Source organism: Candidatus Pantoea rara (assembly GCF_051136265.1).
GTDB classification, from domain to species: Bacteria; Pseudomonadota; Gammaproteobacteria; order Enterobacterales; family Enterobacteriaceae; genus Pantoea; species Pantoea rara.
In genome coordinates, this window is the sequence record NZ_CP194943.1 from 99,755 (window position 1) to 117,440 (window position 17,686).

A 17,686-nucleotide genomic window follows, 5' to 3' on the forward strand; every position below is an offset into this window, starting at 1 on the left:
TCTGTTAGAATTCCCGCAATCAGAGATGCTGAGTTTCATAATCCGAACAGGTGGATGTCATGGACAGAGTGACGGCGGCAGCCGTATTCAACCGGATATGTGAGCTGGGCAGTCTGAGTGCCGCCTCACGTGCGCTGGGGATTTCGCGTCCGATGGTCAGTCGGTATCTTGAGGAGATGGAAAAGTGGGCGGGTACGCGGCTGCTGCATCGCTCTTCGCGGCGACTCACCCTGACGCCTGCCGGTGAGGCGATTCTTCAAAAGACCCGTCAACTGGCGCTGCTTTCAGAGGCGATCCAGCAGGAAAATACCCAGAGTGTACCCGTCGGAACGCTACGCATCGCTTGCGCTCACTTTACGGCGCTTCACCTTGTCGGCCCGGTGATTCCCGATTTTCTGGCGCGTTATCCTGCGCTGCGCATCGAGCTTGAGATCAACAATCAGCCGGTGAGTCTGATTGGAGAGCGCATCGACCTTGCTGTTCGCATCACCGATGCCCCAGAGCCGGGCGCTATCGCACGCCGCCTCGGCGAATGTCGCTCAGTACTCTGCGCCTCACCTGCGTATCTGCAGCAACGGGGCATCCCGGAAACGCCGGACGATCTGGCGCAGCACAACTGCCTCTACTACAGTCGCTTTGCCGGGCAGAGCTGGCATTTCACCGCGACCGGAGGAGAAACCATTGCCGTTGCCGTTAAGGGGAATCTCAGTGCTGGCATCTCTTCGCTGTTATGTGATGCGGCAATAGCGGATTGCGGGATAGCGATGGTGCCTGAGCAGGAGGCTCGCCACGCACTGGAGTCCGGGAAGCTGGTGACGTTACTGGCCGATTATGAGCCGCAGCGTATTGGGATTTGGGGGCTTTATCAGTCGCGTGAGCATCAGTCTGCTGCACTTCGGCTGATGCTGGATGAATTGCAAAGCAGCATGCGAGCCGGGAATGAACAGAGGTCGTAACTGACAACAATGGACGCACTTATGGATAACAATCAAAACCTGTACTGGAACCGAATGGTGCCAGAACTGACCGTCACAGACTTTACCGCCTCGCTGCACTTTTACACTGTGGTGCTGGGGTTTGAGGTGAGGATCCAGCGTCAGGATCCTGAATTCGCTTATCTCTGTTATGGAGAGGCGCAACTGATGATTGAGCAGTTCCATCCACAGGGCTGGAATACAGCCGATCTGCGCTGGCCACTGGGGCGGGGAATCAATTTTCAGATTGAAGTCGATGACATTGAGACCGTCCTGGTGCGCTTGCAGCAGCACGCCATTCCGCTTTATCGGGCGCTTCGTGATAACCACTATGACACCGGCGAGACCACCGCCTGCCAGCGGGAGTTTCTGCTACAGGATCCGGATGGTTACCTTCTGCGCTTTAGTCAGTATCTGGAATAAACTGAAGAGTTGTCGGGAAATATCTAAATTCGTGAGGCTGGCGTGAGTTAATTAACTCATCAAGCATCACTTTTAGATTTTTATGTCCGAATGTACTGATATTGCGAAAAAATAAGAAGTGTGAGGCATTTATAATGAATGCTTTTGTACCCAGCTACGTTAGTGGTTACTTTAATGCCATGTCGATCGCCAGAATGAATCCCAACTGAAGAGAATGTGAGACTTTAATGCGGGTTCTTTGATTTTTTGTCAATGTGCTTTAAAAGATATTAAAATTCAATCAAGTGCATTAATTACACTATACTCATTTTTACTGGCAGGATCGGGATAATTCGTCACAACACATCTTAATGGATTTCATTGGGCCAGGCGTCTGAAAATTTACATTTGTTTTTTCACTCAGCACTTAATCTTTGAGTCTGTGAGCCGATAACCGGTAACACATACTCTGGAGGACGAAAAATGAAATCACTTTTAATAACCTGCTTTACCACGCTGCTGATTACCCTGGCGGGTGCAGCAAGGGCAGATTCATATTCAGGTCCTATCAACTTCAGTGGCGCCATCATTAATGGTTCATGTAATATGAATATCGGCCAGAATCCAGTCGGGTTTGACTGTTACGATCCTGCCCGTGGCAAGTCTGTTGTGATTGCTGTTAATCTGATGAACCCAAAATCCCTTACCGGCCTGCCGTTAGCAGTAAAGATGCAGTGGTTTAATCCTGAGAAAACCAAAGGGATTATTGAAGTCAGCTATCTGTAATTCTTAAAACAGGTTTTGCTATCACCGGATAACGCCAGCGCAATCTGCCTGTGATAGCACGTATGTAGTGAGTTAACGTTAAAGCCCTTGCTCAATCAGGTTCGATTATTAACTCACCTATTCTGGGGAACACAGTAAGCGGAAAGTAAACCGTTAAGTTCAGCCGGTCGGGCTCAAAAGTGCATACTGGTGAGGCTGGTAATTGGTTAAACCCCTTTCATTTACGGGGTTGTTGAGTTCTGTATTGCTTTGCTGGTGGATAAAGAGAAATGCCCACCTTTATTACTAAAGGTGGGCATTATTTATATTCAGATAAAATGTCTGAGAATCAGTAAGGGTCTGAAGAGCGTTGAGTAAAGTACTTCGTGCTCTGACGCTTTTCCTTTTTACGACGCAGAACCAGGCTGGTGGTAATAATCAGTAGCGTTAAGCCGCCTGTAGCCAGTAATTCAGTCTGATGTTTCGCGTCAAACAACATGATCACCAGCACTGTCACGATAAACAGAATAGTGACCCACGTCAGGCCGGGGAATAGCCACATCCGGTAACTCAGGACTTCACCTGCTTTTTCGCGCTTTTTACGTAGCACCAGATGAGATGCGGCGATCACCAGATAGACCAGCAATGCAATCGCCCCCGAGGTCGCCAGTAAAAATTCAAATACCACGCTCGGTGCCAGATAATTCGCGATCACCGCCAGAAACGCAGCCGCGGTTGAGAGCAGTACAGCAACCCACGGTGTGCCGCTGCGATTGGTGCGTGAAGCGGCAGCCGGTGCATCTTTACGGCGTGACAGCGAGTAGAGCATGCGCGATGAAGTATAGAGCGCGGAGTTGAGACAGCTGCATACCGCCATCAGCACCACCAGATCAACAATCAGTCGGGCGTGCGGGATGTTCATCGCCGTTAATACTGTCTGCCATGAACCCTGTTCCACCAGTCCTGGCGTGTTCCACGGCACCAGCGCGACCACAAAGAAAATCGACAGCAGATAGAACAGCGCAATACGCCAGATAACCGAGTTAGTTGCCTGAGTGATCTGCTTGCCGGGGTTTTTTGATTCGGCAGCGGCAATCGTGACGATTTCTGTGCCCATAAAAGAGAACATCGTTGTAAGGATAGCCGCCACGACCGCGCCCATCCCATTCGGCATAAATCCGTGCGTGTCATAAAGATGCGACAGGCCACTGGTGTTGCTGTCAGGCAGCAGACCAAACACTGCCGCACCCGCCACACCCAGGAACAGGATGATAGCGACCACCTTGATCAGGGCAAACCAGAACTCAAACTCCCCGTAATTCTTCACGCTGAGCAGGTTGGTGATGGTCAGCAGTAAGGTGATGGCGAAGGTAAATTGCCAGATAGCGACCTCAGGGAACCAGGCGTGCAGAATAGTGCCTGCTGCATTGGCCTCCAGCGGGATAACCAGCACCCAGAACCACCAGTAGAGCCAGCCGATGGTAAATCCGGCCCAGCGGCCCAGCGCCCTATCCGCGTAGGTTGAGAACGAGCCGGAATCGGGTGAGGCGACGGCCATCTCGGCCAGCATTCGCATAATCAGCACCACCAGCGCACCGGCAGCGGCATAGGAGATCAGCACCGCCGGGCCTGCTTCAGATATAGCGTGGCCGGAGCCGACAAACAGCCCTGCGCCAATCACACCAGCAATTGAGAGCATACGCACGTGGCGCGGTTTCAGGTTTTGAGCGAGCGAGTCTTCATTCGCACTCTGAGTCATCGTCATGTAAACGTCTCCTGGCGGCGTCCGGCCTGTGTGGCCGGACGCACGGGGGAATAAATTTGCTTAACGCGCCAGCGACATCAGGCTGGGACGACGGGATTTCCGGCAGATGCGACACAGTGATCAATCACCGCAGAGAGAATGGTCAGCGCCTGGCTGAACTGGGCATCAGGAATGGTGAGCGGATAGAGAAAGCGGATGACGTTGCCTTTCGCTCCGCAGGTCAGCAGCAGCAGGCCCTGTTCCATCGCCCTCTTCTGAACGGCCTGCGCGGTGCCGGACTGATAGAACTCCATCGCCACCATTGAACCCAGCGCACGCACTTCGGCAATATCCGGATGCCTGCGCTGATGCACCTGCAGTTCAGCTTCAAGCCGGGCGCCGAGATCAACCGCGCGCTGACAGAGCTGCTCCTCTTCAATCACATCCAGCACCGCATGGGCTGAGGCGATTGCCAACGGGTTGCCGGCATAAGTCCCACCCAGGCCACCTGGTGATGGGGCATCCATCACCTCAGCGCGACCGGCGACGGCAGAGAGCGGCATTCCACCGGCCAGACTTTTCGCCATGGTGATGATGTCGGCCTTAACCGGATAATGTTCCATGGCGAACAGCTTGCCGGTACGGGCAAATCCGCTCTGGACTTCATCCGCAATCAGCAGAATGCCGTGGCGATCAGCCAGCTCACGCAGCTGCACCATAAATTCTGCGGGTGCCGCATGGAATCCACCTTCGCCCTGAACCGGCTCCAGTACGATTGCGGCAACGTCATGCGGCGCAATATCCTGGGTAAAAATCTCGTCGAGGCTGGTCAGTGCGGCCTCAATGCTGATTCCCTGAACTGTGCTGGGGTAGCGTGCATGGAATACAGACGGTGGCATCGGACCGAAATCCCGCTTGTAGGGTGCCACTTTGCCGGTCATCGCCATGGTCATGAACGTGCGGCCATGGAATGCATTGCCAAAGGTGATGATGCCGTGACGACGGGTATAGGCGCGCGCCACTTTGACTGCATTTTCTACCGCTTCCGCGCCAGTCGTGAAGAAGGCGGTTTTTGCCGGACCATTAATGGGCACCCGCTGATTAATGCGCTCAGCCAGGGCGATGTAGCTTTCATAAGGGGTGATCTGAAAAGCAGTATGGGTAAACTTTGTTAACTGTTCGGCAATCGCCTGTTCAATGCGTGGATGGCGGTGGCCGGTGTTCAGCACCGCGATACCGCCCGCGAAGTCAATCCAGCTATTACCGTCCTGATCCCATAAGGTGGCGTTCTCTGCCCGGGCAACGTACCAGTCGCACAGCGTGCCGATACCTTTGGGGAGAGCCTGTGCTTTGCGTTGCTGCAGCAGGTTATTTTTTTCGCTCATTTATTCCACCTCGTTGATATGCGTGTTTACAATTCCCGACAAACACGTTTATTTATGCCTGAGGCGTGGTGAGTTGCCAGAGCCAATTGTGAGAGGAAAGGTGGAGCCAATTGCGACTGTTGTACGCAGATCATCTATTAGCACGGTTACAGTTTTTAAGAACAGGCTCATTACATCAGCGGCTGCTGAACTGTATGCAGGCCGCGATCGCTGAAGAGGTGTTTCCGCGCGGAAGCCGTTTACCACCCACCCGCGATCTGGCGCGCGAACTGGGCGTGTCGCGAAACACTGTTATGCATGTCTATGAGAGCCTGATGGCGCAGGGCTATGTCACTGCGCGAACCGGCAGCGGCACCTGGATTGCCGAGACGCTGCCGGAAAACTGTCTGCAGAGCGATGCGATTGCCGATCTCCAGGCGGTGAGGGCGCAGCGACAGGCAACGCTGTCTAAGCGTGGCGCCAGTCTGCTGGGGCATGCCACCGCATCGCCTTACCAGTGGGGCGCATTTGTTCCCGGCGCGCCCGATGTCACCGAATTTCCCCACAAGCTGTTCAGTCAGATTCAGGCGCGGCTGAACCGCGAACCTGACGTCCATCGCCTGGTCTACAGCAGCGGCGGGGGCTGTCCCGATCTGCGGCATGCACTGGTAGATTATCTGCGCGTGGCGCGCTCTGTGCGAGCCGATGCCGACCAGATCCTGATTACCGAAGGGGTTCATCAGGCGGTCGATCTGGTGACGCGGGTATTATGTGATCCTGGCGATCGGGTCTGGATGGAGGAGCCGGGCTACTGGGGTACACGCAATCTGCTGCGCATGAATGGTCTGAAGATTCGCGCGATGCCGGTGGATGAGCAGGGGCTGGTGCCAGACAGCGGCCCGCCACCTAAGATGGTATTTGTGACGCCTTCTCATCAGTATCCGCTGGGTGTGCATCTCAGCCTGGCCCGTCGTCAGGCACTCCTCGCCCTGGCTCGCCGTCATCAGAGCTGGATTGTTGAAGATGACTATGACAGCGAGTTTCGTTTTTCGGGGCAGCCCCATCCTTCCCTGCAGGGGCTGGAAGCGGATGCACCGGTCATATACATGGGCACGTTCAGCAAAACGCTCTATCCCGCCTTGCGCATCGGCTACCTGGTCGTGCCGAAACCGCTGGCACAACCGTTGCGTATCGCGGCGGCGGAACTCTATCGCGGTGGGCATCTGCTGATTCAGCGGGCGCTGGCGGAGTTCATCCGGCTGGGTCATTACATGGAACATATCCGACGGATGCGTCTGCTTTATCGTCAGCGGCGACAGTTTCTCTGCCGCCTGATTGAGCGCTATCTGGGACCCGCCTTTTTACCGGCATTCAATCATGAAGCCGGGCTGCATCTGGTGATGCCGCTGCCAGCGGGCGCGGACGACGTGGCAATAGCCGCAGAAGCGTTAAAGCGCGGAGTTAAAGTGCGGCCACTTTCTCAATATTACATGCACCCGCAGGAAGAGCGCGGATTGCTGCTGGGTTACGCCTGTGTCAATGAGCGGCAGTGTCAGGATGCCTTTGGCACCCTTAAAGCCTGTCTGGCGTCTGCGGGTATTGAGTTCACACCGCAGCGCTAGTGGGTTCAGAGGTTGATATTGAGGGCGGCGATTTACGTTTGCCGCTGAGCGAGCGCATTGACATTTAACCAGACTCACCGAGAATACACCTCTTTGCGTCCCGACCAGACAATACTGGAGTTTATCATCGTCCTGAATCCCTTCACTGCACCGGCCAGAACCGCTATTAAGCGAGGCGCCGCACTGGCTGCGGCGTTGTTGCTGGTCAGTTGCGCCTCTGAGCCGCCGAAATCGCTGGTGACCCCTTTTCCGCCCGTGACCAAACAGCCATTACCTGCACCCGGCAAGCCAGACCGCCCTCAGGTGCATGAACCGGTGCGGGGCGTCTGGCTTGCCACGGTGTCGCGCCTCGACTGGCCGCCGGTTGCGTCGGTCAATGGCACCAGTCCCGCGCAGCGTATCCGCCTGCAGCAGCAATCGCTCACTGACAAGCTCGATAAGCTGAAAAGCCTGGGGATTAACACGGTCTTTTTCCAGGTCAAGCCCGATGCTACCGCGCTATGGCCCTCAAAAATCCTTCCCTGGTCAGATATGCTGACCGGCAAAATCGGCGACGATCCGGGCTATGATCCGCTGCAGTTTATGCTGGATGAGGCACATAAACGCGGTATTAAAGTCCATGCCTGGTTTAACCCTTATCGGGTATCGGTAAATACGAAGCCTTCGACCGTCAGCGAACTGAACCGCACGCTTTCACTGCATCCGGCCAGCGTTTTTGTGTTGCATCGCGACTGGATCCGCACTTCAGGCGATCGCTATGTGCTCGATCCCGGTATCCCCGAAGCTCGTGACTGGATCACCAGCATTGTTGCCGAGGTCGTCGCGCGATATCCCATTGACGGTGTGCAGTTCGATGACTACTTCTATTCCGAATCTGCGGGTTCGCTGCTCAACGATAATCAGACCTTCAGCCGTTATGGCCAGGGTTTTGCCAGCAAAGCAGACTGGCGGCGTCACAACACTCAGCAGCTGATTGAGCAGGTATCTCGCACCATTAAGCAGCTGAAGCCGGAGGTTGAGTTTGGCGTCAGCCCGGCGGGCGTCTGGCGTAATCTGTCGCACGATCCCGCCGGTTCCGATACCCGCGGCGCGGCGGCCTATGACGAAGCCTTTGCAGATACTCGCCGCTGGGTACAGCAGGGCCTGCTGGACTACATCGCGCCCCAGCTCTACTGGCCATTCTCCCGCCAGGCTGCCCGTTACGACGTGCTGGCAAACTGGTGGGCTGAAGTCGTGAAACCAACTAAAACCCGGCTCTATATTGGTCTCGCGCTCTATAAAGTAGGGGAGCCTTCAAAAATTGAGCCTGACTGGACACTCCAGGGTGGCGTGCCAGAGCTGAAAAAACAGCTCGATCTCAATGCATCGAACCCCAACATCAACGGCACCATTCTGTTCAGAGAGAACTATCTGAATCAGCCACAGACTCAGCAGGCGGTGAGCTATCTAAAAAGCCGCTGGGGACGCTGAAAAATGCCACACCAGTATGACCAGTGCGGTTAAGTTTTTCCCTGTGAGTTACTGCTATTCTAGCGCCGTATAACAGTTTCTGTTTCATCTGTTTTCTTTCGATTCCCGGCTATTCCGGTTCTGACCGCAATAGCTGGTGAATTGCCAAAAATGCCAATAGTTAATGCGTTTTTTTCCGTAGTATTACAGTGGTGAAACGCGGGATTGTGAAGGCACTGCGTGCGCCCATTTACTGATACCCATTTGCGATGGGTTTGAGGTGCTATGCAAAGCCGCAGGATCGCTTTGTTCAGGCCGAAATAGGGCATCTTTAACCAGAGAGAGTCTCTGATTGAGCAAATCCACTCTGAATGAGCTGTCACAAGGTAGCCACTTTTCAGGAGGCGTTCTATTACCTTCATGAGATAAGGAATAGAACTTTTTGAGCCTCCATGAACCAAAGACGCTGCTCAGTGGCAAGCGCAAAGAGGTGCTCCGCTTCCTGTTTTTTCAGTACAAAAGGCTTTTCGCAGATGGCATGCCTGCCATGCCAGCGCGCCATGAGACAACATCCCGTCAATAGTCATACAAGATATAATATGTTGCTCAATTGCCAGTTAGTCCAATCATTAATCAAAGAGGCTGTCGGTATACCTTTCTGACCGAATATGGAGTCACACTATATAAATATCTTAATGTTCAAGTGCTGTTTCACCATTCCTGCTTTTTAAACCGCAGAACTATTATGGGATCTGTCGGGATTTAACTGGCGAATCTCACTGAGATAAAAAATATAGAAGACCGGCATGATTATAATCATAGCCAGCACGTACCCTATCTGGTCATCAGTTGAAAGCTTTTTTGTTACGCCTCGAAAGATATGCTTTCCACTGATAATAAAAATAAAAATGATATAAGCTGTTGCTGCATACCCCACCAAAATATAGGCAGATATGAAATCTGAAAGTAAAGTCTGCATGTTTACCTCATCTTTTTTGGCATTACTTTAGCAGAGTATAAATAAACGTGATTTGGATTGGTGAAATTGCTGGCAATGTTGCACCACTTCATTAAAATCATTAGCTATTGATCCTGGTGAAGCAGTGTGTAGTGTGTCCTCATCATGAATGCCGTAAGTGACGGCTATTGACTCGCACCCCAGATTATTTGCCATAAGAATGTCGTGAGTGGTATCTCCCACCATCACTGCGTGTGATTTTTTAGCTGCAAAATAATCGAGAATCTTTTGGCCTGATTCGGGATTTGGTTTCTTCTCATTAACCTCATCAGCACATACCACAATGTCAAAAAAATGCGCTATACCCGCTGCTGCTAGCAGAGTGTTTGCACTCTGCGCAAATTTATTAGTTGTAACGGATAAACGGAGCCCGGAATGTTTCAAAGTTTCAAGCCCGTTAACCACATCAGGGAATAACAATGATTTAGCTAAGGGTAGAATAGTGTTTCTAAACTGCTTTTGATACTCATCAACTGCATGATCGACCAGCGGATTCGCTACGGGAAGGTGCAAGAGGACAGAAAATGCCTTTTCTAACGGTAAGCCTATCGTCTCTTTAATGGTTTTTAACGGTAATTCTGATAAACCCAACTCGCGGAAAGCACCATTAAATGCCAAAGGGATTGCCTGAGCTGTGTCGAAAAGTGTGCCGTCCAGGTCAAACATAGCGATAATATGATTGGTATTCATTTATTTTCCTTTCTTTAAATCATTAGCTTTCTAACAAGAAAATTTTACTGGCTCAACGTTTTGCGCTGAGGTAGCAAGGTTGATTTTGACTTGTGGCGTGGCGGACGTGCCAGGTAAATGGCTGAAACAATGGCTATACACCCAATTAGCTGTAAATGAGTAAAAGTCTGACCGAGAATGAGATACCCAAGGACACCGGCCGATAAGGAACTCATAAAACCCAGGAATGATGTTGTCACCGGTGGCAGTATTTCAATTCCACGGAACCAGACGAAATAGCCAAAAACACCGCCAGCAAGACTTAGCCATCCATAGCCTATGATATTGGTTAATGTCAGATGAGAGGGGAGTTGTTCCATCAGAAGTGCTGCGGGTAATAACATTATGCCGCCGAGCGTAAGTTGCCAGCCGGTAAAAGCAAGTAATGACATGTTACCAGGACGACCCCAGTGCTTGGTAAGAAGAATACCTAAAGCCATGCTTGTGGTGCCAACCAGTCCAATTACGACCCCCTGAATATTAAGCTCAACTGCACTGTTGAACACCAGCAGGCTGATTCCCGTTACTCCAATTAATGCAGAGACTAAATGCATCACGCTCAGTTTTTGCTTGAACACCATAGCGCCGATCACCATCACAATTATGGGTTGGCACGACATCACTAGCGATGCTAAACCACCAGGCAAAAAGTAAGCTGCGGCAAACAGACAGTAAAAAAAGAGGCCAATATTGAGAAAACCTAATATAGCCATTCTCATCCACCAGATGCCATTAGGCCGAACGCGACATATAAGTAATAAAATGATACCTGCGAGCAACGCTCTGATTACTGATGCCAGTAGAGGCATACCAGCCGGCAATGTTTGAGTGGTGACAATATAGGTACTTCCCCAGATAACGGGAGCCAGTGCAGTGATAACAATATTTATCAATGTTCCAAATTTATTCATGAGATGTACCTGGATATGTACCAAAGTAACGATCGCCAAAATCGCCTATGCCGGGCCGCATAAAAGCTGACTCTGTCATCCCAGTCTCAATCGAAGACGTCAAAATTTTTAAATCAGGCCATGTTTCGTTCAGGCGTTGTATACCATATGGCGATGCCAGTACATTAACCACAATGATATTTTCAATCAGGACGCCACTCTCTTTAAGAACATCTATAGCTTTCAGCAATGAACCGCCGGTGGCCAGCATCGGTTCAAAGAGCATCACACTCATACCCGCAATACCCGGTGGAAGATGAGAATAGAAGTAATGAGGAAGTTTGGAATTTTTATCTCGCTGTATAAGAATTTTACCGATGGGTTGGTTCGGAAACATTGACCGGAACTCTGCTTCCATACTCTCCCCGGCTCTGATCACTGATACACCGCAGATGTCGCGGGTAAAAACTTTGCCTGTGAATTGATCGCCAATTGGTGTGGTTACCGCATCATCCGCATACGGTAATAACTGTGCAGCGCTTTGGAGAAGTAAACGTATTAGCTGGTTTGCGTAATGGGTAAAAACTGCAACATTAGCCGTACGATCACGCATTTTCAGTTGAAGGTAAGAAAGCCAGTAAGAATCGGGAAGCTCATAAACATTCTTTTGTATAGTCATAGGTCATTCCTGTTGAGCCTTGAGAATCGGCTATAGAGTGTTAAGATAAATATATCTCATATAATAGTATCTTTCTCAAAAGATACTTACATAAAAGATAATCATAACAACACTTCATTTCAAGTCCCTTTTTACTCATGAGGAACACTATGCAGTATGACCATGTAGACAGATTACTTGTTCAATGGCTTCAGCAACGCCCAGAGCTGGACTGCTCACCGATGGGCGTTCTTGGTCGCATTAGTCGTATGAGCAGAATAGTAGATAAAAAACTCGATAAGACATTCAAAAATAACAACTTGAGTGCGATTGAGTTTGACATTCTGGCTGCGCTCAGACGTTTTAATGCCCTGACGACGCCAACTGAACTGTACCAGACATTAATGTTGTCTTCAGGGGCAATGAGTACTCGCGTAGAACAACTTGTTAAGCGTAATCTGGTTGAAAGGATATATAGTGAAGAAGATCGTCGCAGCTGTAATCTTCGACTTACTAAAGATGGCAGGCATCTGATTGATAAGGCAATATCTGAGCATATTGCTAACGAAGATGAGATCCTTAAGCCTCTTAACCATGAACAGAGAGAGCAGCTGGCCTCTTTGCTACGTACCTGGTTACTCGCCAACGAAAAGTAAACCCTATACCGGCCTCATTGCAGGCTGGTACCACCGCTTAATGCAAGTCCCCCTGACTTATTTCAAATCAAAGTAACTTTCCAAAAAGACACTTGACTTTAACTTTCCTGAAAGTATCTTTTGTATGAAATATTAACTATGGGAATGTTACTTCATCATGAATGTTAAAGCTCCTTTATCATCAGCTTTCGCAGAACACTTAACAGAACGTAGTCAACTCACTGATTCAAATAACTTATTTTCCATGCTTGAAACGCATGCACACCATTTTCCAGAGCAAATTGCCGTCAGGGATGAGATAAAGTCTCTCAATTATCGCCAGTTTTTGCAGCAGGTGTGGAGCAACAGCAAGAATCTCAGTGCTTTGATTGATGATGAGCTGCAATATATTGGGCTGTATTGTGACCCTTCAGTTGAAATGATCTGCGGAGCCTGGAGTATCCTCGCTGCAGAGAGAGCTTATCTCCCACTTGCGCCCGATTATCCCGAGGACCGACTCCGTTATATGATCGAGGACTCTGGAATCAGATTGGTCCTTACCCAGCAACACCTTAAAGCGCAACTTGCTTCGATGGTGGACTCGGGGGTCACAATCCTTACTCTGGACGATCTTTATCCGTCTGCAGCGAATGAGATTACTGTGTGTTCACACATTCGACGTGATCGGTTGGCTTATATGATCTACACCTCAGGCAGCACCGGTAAACCAAAGGGTGTTATGGTTACATATGCCAATATATCTAATCAGATGGCGTGGCTTAAGAATCAGTTTAATTTTGACCATGACGATCGCATTCTGCAGAAGACACCTGCCAGTTTTGATGCTGCTCAATGGGAAATACTGGCACCAGCACTGGGCTGTCAGGTAATTGTTGGTCCAAAGGATTGCTATCGAGATCCCGATGCTTTAATCAACACTCTGATTAAAGAGGGCGTTACCGTATTACAATGTGTGCCGACATTGCTTCAGGCACTGGTTGATCACCCACTTTTTCCAGACTGCTGCTCGTTAAAGCAGGTATTCAGCGGCGGCGAGATTCTTACGCGTAATCTGGCACAGGAATTTTTCCAGCGCTTACCACACGCCATGCTGACTAATTTATACGGTCCGACCGAGTGCACCATCAATACATCGAGTTTTACGCTTAATGCAGCGGTCGTCTCTTCCTATCCCGACGCTATTGCTATAGGGAAGCCTGCATCGAATACACTTTATCATGTGCTAAACCCGAATGGAGAACCCGTTTTACACGGTGAAACCGGTGAACTCCATATATCAGGTTTGCAGGTTTCGAATGGATACTATAATCGGCAAGACCTTACTCACGAGAAATTTATACCGAATCCCAGAAAAATGATTCCCGGTCATGAACTGCTTTATAAAACCGGTGACTTAGTCTGGCAGGATAAAGCGGGAAATACGCATTTTGCTGCTCGCCTGGATAACCAGATCAAACTTCGCGGCTATCGTGTTGAACTGGATGAGATACGGCTTGCAATTGAAAAACATCAGTGGGTAAAAACCGCCGCTGTTGTTGTTCAGCAGGATCCTCGCTCAGGTTATCAGACTCTGGTTGCATGTGTTGAACTGGATAAAAGGCAGGCTGCTCTGATGGATCAGGGCAATCATGATCGCCACCATGTATCCAAAAGCAGCAAACTACAGGTAAAAGCACAATTATCCAACGCTGCCTGTCTGCCTCTCTCAGCGTCACAATTATCCTGCTGTATCTCACTACCATCTAAAGAATCCAATGAGGAACAGCGTCTGACGGCTTTTGGCCGAAAGAGCTATCGATTTTTTGAAGGTAAATCAGAAGTGACTCGTCAGAGTTTAATCGAACTTCTTAAACGTCAACCAACCGCATACCCGGTAAGTGAAACACTTTGTCGGCTGACAATCGACAAACTCGGCAGACTGCTTCGAAATTTTGGGCAGTTTCTAAGTGAAGAGCGGTTGCTGCCTAAATATTCCTACGCATCGCCTGGCGCCCTTTATGCAACACAGCTCTATCTCGAACTTAACGGTTGTGCAGGGTTACCCTCAGGTATCTACTACTACCATCCTGTGCACCATTGCCTGTTGCTAGTTGCACCTCTGCAGTCCACGATTGAGCCCACTTTCAGGCTGCATTTTGTTGGTAACCGGGAAGCGATTGAACCTGTTTACAAAAATAATGTTCGTGAAGTTCTGGAGATGGAAACCGGCCACATGCTCGGCCTCTTTGATGAACTCCTTCCTCAGTTCGGGCTAAATGTTGAGAGAGCAGCGCAGTTACGCGGTGCATTACCTGTCTGGTATCAAGGCAGCAAAGCGGATGATTATATTGGAGGTTATGCGGTATGTGATCGGCCTGTTTCATCCGGCCATATTGTTGCTGAACTCTATCTGCAGGTTCATCAACCTCTATCCGGAATAGATGCAGGTCTCTATCGTTACGCTGAAGGGGAGCTTCATTTTTTAACAGCCAGCATGTTGCAGAAAAAGCATGTCATCGCCATCAATCAGAGAGTCTTCGAGCGAGCACAGTTTGGTATTAGTGTGGTTTGCAATGGAGGTAATCGCGATGAGCATTACATCCTTGCAGGACGTGAAATGCACCGGCTTCAAAGCAACAATCTTTTGCTTGGGCTGATGTCATCTGGATACAGTTCAAAGAGTAACAACGATTTACCAGCTGCAATCAGGATGCGTGAGATCCTCAATCAGCAACAGCTGCCGATGGATAGCCTTTATTTTTGTGTTGGTGGACCGATAAGCCAGGAACAATTTCTGCATCAAGGAATGAATGAAGACCGCATTCATATGCAGGGGCCGGTTGAAATACTTAAGGAAGATCTGGCGTTACAGCTACCAAAATACATGATTCCCAACAAAGTCATTATTCTTGATAATCTGCCTCAGACAGTAAATGGCAAAATTGATCTTAAAGCGTTGAAATCGCTTCCTGAATTAATCAATTCAGACGATGGGCGTGAAAAGGTTCCACTTAAAACCGATATTGAAATAGCAATTGCTGAAATTTGGTGTGCTGTAATGAAATGGGAGGCTGTTTACGCTACAGACGACTTCTTTGACGGTGGTGGTAATTCTTTAACAGCCGTTGCTCTGGTGAACCGCATCAATAAAAAATTTAGTATTAAACTTCCGTTACAGGCAATTTTTCACACACCAAACATTGTGGGACTGGCAAAGGCTGTGGAATCGTGTAGTCGAAGAAATGTGGAATATTCCCGCCTAATCAAACTCAATGGATTTACGAAAAATCCAGTATTCTGTTGGCCTGGATTAGGGGGTTATCCGTTAAATCTTAAGAAATTGGCGGAGAGTCTCCCCGGGCAACGCGCATTCTACGGTATTCAGGCGCGGGGTATAAGTGAGGGCGAAATACCGCTGGAAACTATCCAGCAAATGGCACAGGAGGACATTCGGCAGATCAAGACAATACAGCCAGAGGGCCCTTATACCTTATGGGGATACTCGTTTGGTGCGCGTGTAGCTTTTGAAACGGCAGCACAGTTAGAAGCCCAGGGTGATGTGGTAGAATCGCTTTGTTTGCTGGCACCTGGTGCACCCATCACCCAGATGGAGCGAGAGCAACGTTACGAGCACAAAGCTGCTTTCGATAATCCAGTGTTTCTGGCCATTCTTTTTTCTGTTTTTGCCCACCAAATTGACGGCCCATTATTTGAGCGCTGCATGGCAAGTTGCCAAACCAGAGTGGATTTTATTGCCTTCATTTGCCAACGATTTCCACTGCTACAGCATGAGATGGTTGATCGCATCATCCGTATAGTCGAAACCACTTATGCTTTCAGTTATCAGTTTAATGAATTGCAGAACCGTCAGCTCAAAGCTCCTGTCACGATAATCAAAGCACAAGGTGACCATTACTCGTTTTTAGAACATACACCAGCGTTTAGCCTGCAACCGCCATCAATTGTTGAGTTGCAGGTCGATCACTATGGCGTGCTCAGGGAGCTCGGTATTAGTGAGCTGATTCATGCTTTATATCATTCTCAGAAGGGAAAGGAAGATGCGCATGCGTAATCACGAGTTCGATCTTGAATATCAGCCGGAAGTCAAACAAGCACTTGAGACCGGCCAGCCCGTTATCGCGCTGGAGTCAAACGTCATTTCTCATGGACTCAATTATCCTGATAATGTTGACACCGCCCTTAAAGTGGAAGCAGCTATACGGCTGAGCGGTGCCATTCCGGCAACAGTGGGCATCGATAATGGTAAAATATTGGTTGGGATGAACCACGAGCAAATAAAACGATTTGCCACCCAAAAAGAAATTTCCAAAGTATCCAGTCGCGAATTACCATTTATTCTTGCATCAGGTGCAATGGGCGCAACAAGTGTTGCATCATCACTTGTGATTGCTGAACTGGCAGGTATCCCTTTTTTTTCATCAGCAGGGCTGGGTGGCGTTCATCGTGGTGCGGAAATCACGATGGATATATCGGCAGATCTCATTCAGTTGACACGCTCAAAGGTGACTGTAGTTTGTGCAGGTGTCAAAAATATTCTTGATGTCGGACTTACCCTTGAATACCTTGAAACACATTGTGTTCCGCTGGTCTCTTGGCAGTCAGATGAATTTCCTGCATTTTACTGTCGTGATAGCGGCTTTAAAAGTCCAATGCGTATTGATTCTTTACAAGAACTCGCCAGAGCTATAGAGATTAACCGTCAACTTCCCGGTGCCGCTGGAATGGTCATTGCTTCCCCTACACGGGAAGAAGATGCCATTAACAGCGAAGATGTTCAGCATGCCATACATTCTGCTATCGTGCAGGCGAAGTTGAATTCTATCAGCGGCAATGCTGTGACGAAATTTATCATGAAATCTGTGGAAGAGATAACGGCAGGACGTTCTGCAAAAGCGAATAAGGCAGTATTGATTAATACGGCGCGAGTGGCTGGAGAGATTGCTATGGCGCATCATTTATATTGCCGGGACAAACATGAAAGAGGAGCCATATAAATGCCTCATATTAACCTGAGTTTTCATCAGGGCCCTGAAGAGACCCTTGACCCTGAGGCGCTCTCTCAGGCGCTTACTGAGATCGTTACAAAAAAATTAGGTGTGGAAAGTCAGTATGTATCGATAACCATTCAGCCGGTTGCAAAGGAAGATTGGTGTGTTCTTGTAATAGACAAATACATTAATCAATCGGGTTATCAGGTGGTGAAGCCGGTTACTTACTAAATTAAAGCATGTCCATCCAGCAGCAAGTAACTCTTAATAGGAGAGGCTGGCAGTTATTCAGGAACTATATAGTCTAAATCCGGAAGCTTACTCAGGCCATTTATTATTCGGCTTGAGTAAGTAAAGCTGCCAACATTTAAATGGGATGGGCACTGTTACTATAGGATATAGTTTCAAAGTTTATATTTTAAACCGT

Annotated in this window: 16 protein-coding genes; 9 read left to right on the forward strand and 7 right to left on the reverse strand. The window is 49.3% G+C overall.

The genetic code is table 11. The features are described from left to right. The first annotated feature begins 59 nt into the window (after positions 1-59). The 3 genes from ACR8BF_RS18945 to ACR8BF_RS18955 all read left to right on the forward strand — a co-directional run bounded on the left by ACR8BF_RS18945 (position 60) and on the right by ACR8BF_RS18955 (position 2,162). Positions 60-956, forward strand: coding sequence for a LysR family transcriptional regulator (locus tag ACR8BF_RS18945; RefSeq protein ID WP_292986132.1), 897 nt, complete (start codon positions 60-62; stop codon positions 954-956). A gap of 21 nt (positions 957-977) precedes the next feature. Further along, the gene (locus tag ACR8BF_RS18950) at positions 978-1,397 is read left to right on the forward strand and encodes a bleomycin resistance protein (RefSeq protein ID WP_292986133.1); all 420 of its coding nucleotides are present in this window, start codon (positions 978-980) and stop codon (positions 1,395-1,397) included. 462 nt (positions 1,398-1,859) lie between these two features. Continuing rightward, the gene (locus tag ACR8BF_RS18955; RefSeq protein WP_434746123.1) at positions 1,860-2,162 is read left to right on the forward strand and encodes a type 1 fimbrial protein; all 303 of its coding nucleotides are present in this window, start codon (positions 1,860-1,862) and stop codon (positions 2,160-2,162) included. A gap of 328 nt (positions 2,163-2,490) precedes the next feature. On the opposite strand, the gene gabP is transcribed toward ACR8BF_RS18955, so the two are convergent. Both gabP and gabT read right to left on the reverse strand, forming a co-directional pair. Further along, positions 2,491-3,906, reverse strand: a complete 1,416-nt coding sequence (gabP, locus tag ACR8BF_RS18960; protein ID WP_179898209.1) for a GABA permease — start codon at positions 3,904-3,906, stop codon at positions 2,491-2,493. A gap of 77 nt (positions 3,907-3,983) precedes the next feature. Continuing rightward, positions 3,984-5,270, reverse strand: coding sequence for a 4-aminobutyrate--2-oxoglutarate transaminase (gabT, locus tag ACR8BF_RS18965; RefSeq protein WP_434746124.1), 1,287 nt, complete (start codon positions 5,268-5,270; stop codon positions 3,984-3,986). A gap of 110 nt (positions 5,271-5,380) precedes the next feature. On the opposite strand from gabT, the gene ACR8BF_RS18970 reads away from it, so the two are divergent. Further along, on the forward strand, positions 5,381-6,871 hold the full coding sequence (locus ACR8BF_RS18970) for a PLP-dependent aminotransferase family protein (RefSeq protein ID WP_179898211.1): 1,491 nt from the start codon (positions 5,381-5,383) through the stop codon (positions 6,869-6,871). Between the two features lie 93 nt (positions 6,872-6,964). Beyond that, positions 6,965-8,341: a glycoside hydrolase family 10 protein gene (locus ACR8BF_RS18975; protein WP_218928197.1), complete on the forward strand. Its 1,377-nt coding sequence runs from the start codon at positions 6,965-6,967 to the stop codon at positions 8,339-8,341. Positions 8,342-8,738: 397 nt separating this feature from the next. Here the strand turns inward: ACR8BF_RS18975 and ACR8BF_RS18980 are convergent, their stop codons facing one another. The 5 genes from ACR8BF_RS18980 to upp all read right to left on the reverse strand — a co-directional run bounded on the left by ACR8BF_RS18980 (position 8,739) and on the right by upp (position 11,636). Then, positions 8,739-8,882 carry a hypothetical protein gene (locus ACR8BF_RS18980; RefSeq protein ID WP_434746125.1) on the reverse strand — a complete coding sequence of 48 codons (144 nt, stop codon included), beginning with the start codon at positions 8,880-8,882 and terminating at the stop codon, positions 8,739-8,741. A gap of 165 nt (positions 8,883-9,047) precedes the next feature. Continuing rightward, complete coding sequence (locus ACR8BF_RS18985) at positions 9,048-9,299, reverse strand: hypothetical protein (RefSeq protein ID WP_434746126.1); 252 nt, start codon at positions 9,297-9,299, stop codon at positions 9,048-9,050. A 27-nt stretch (positions 9,300-9,326) separates the two neighbouring features. Continuing rightward, positions 9,327-10,028 (reverse strand): HAD family hydrolase, encoded by a 702-nt coding sequence (locus tag ACR8BF_RS18990; protein WP_434746127.1) that lies wholly within the window; start codon positions 10,026-10,028, stop codon positions 9,327-9,329. Positions 10,029-10,072: 44 nt separating this feature from the next. Continuing rightward, a complete protein-coding gene (locus tag ACR8BF_RS18995; RefSeq protein WP_434746128.1) occupies positions 10,073-10,978 on the reverse strand; it encodes an EamA family transporter in 906 nt (301 codons plus the stop codon). Next, a complete protein-coding gene (upp, locus tag ACR8BF_RS19000) occupies positions 10,971-11,636 on the reverse strand; it encodes a uracil phosphoribosyltransferase (RefSeq protein ID WP_434746129.1) in 666 nt (221 codons plus the stop codon). The genes ACR8BF_RS18995 and upp overlap by 8 nt, the downstream gene beginning before the upstream one ends. Positions 11,637-11,785: 149 nt before the next feature. Between upp and ACR8BF_RS19005 the strand changes: the two genes are divergently transcribed. The 4 genes from ACR8BF_RS19005 to ACR8BF_RS19020 all read left to right on the forward strand — a co-directional run bounded on the left by ACR8BF_RS19005 (position 11,786) and on the right by ACR8BF_RS19020 (position 17,490). Beyond that, complete coding sequence (locus ACR8BF_RS19005; protein WP_434746130.1) at positions 11,786-12,271, forward strand: MarR family winged helix-turn-helix transcriptional regulator; 486 nt, start codon at positions 11,786-11,788, stop codon at positions 12,269-12,271. 157 nt (positions 12,272-12,428) lie between these two features. Continuing rightward, positions 12,429-16,322 (forward strand): amino acid adenylation domain-containing protein, encoded by a 3,894-nt coding sequence (locus ACR8BF_RS19010; RefSeq protein ID WP_434746131.1) that lies wholly within the window; start codon positions 12,429-12,431, stop codon positions 16,320-16,322. Continuing rightward, positions 16,315-17,265 (forward strand): pseudouridine-5'-phosphate glycosidase, encoded by a 951-nt coding sequence (locus ACR8BF_RS19015; RefSeq protein ID WP_434746132.1) that lies wholly within the window; start codon positions 16,315-16,317, stop codon positions 17,263-17,265. Before ACR8BF_RS19010 ends, ACR8BF_RS19015 begins: the two co-directional genes overlap by 8 nt. Continuing rightward, positions 17,266-17,490 carry a tautomerase family protein gene (locus ACR8BF_RS19020; protein ID WP_434746133.1) on the forward strand — a complete coding sequence of 75 codons (225 nt, stop codon included), beginning with the start codon at positions 17,266-17,268 and terminating at the stop codon, positions 17,488-17,490. Positions 17,491-17,686 lie beyond the last annotated feature (196 nt).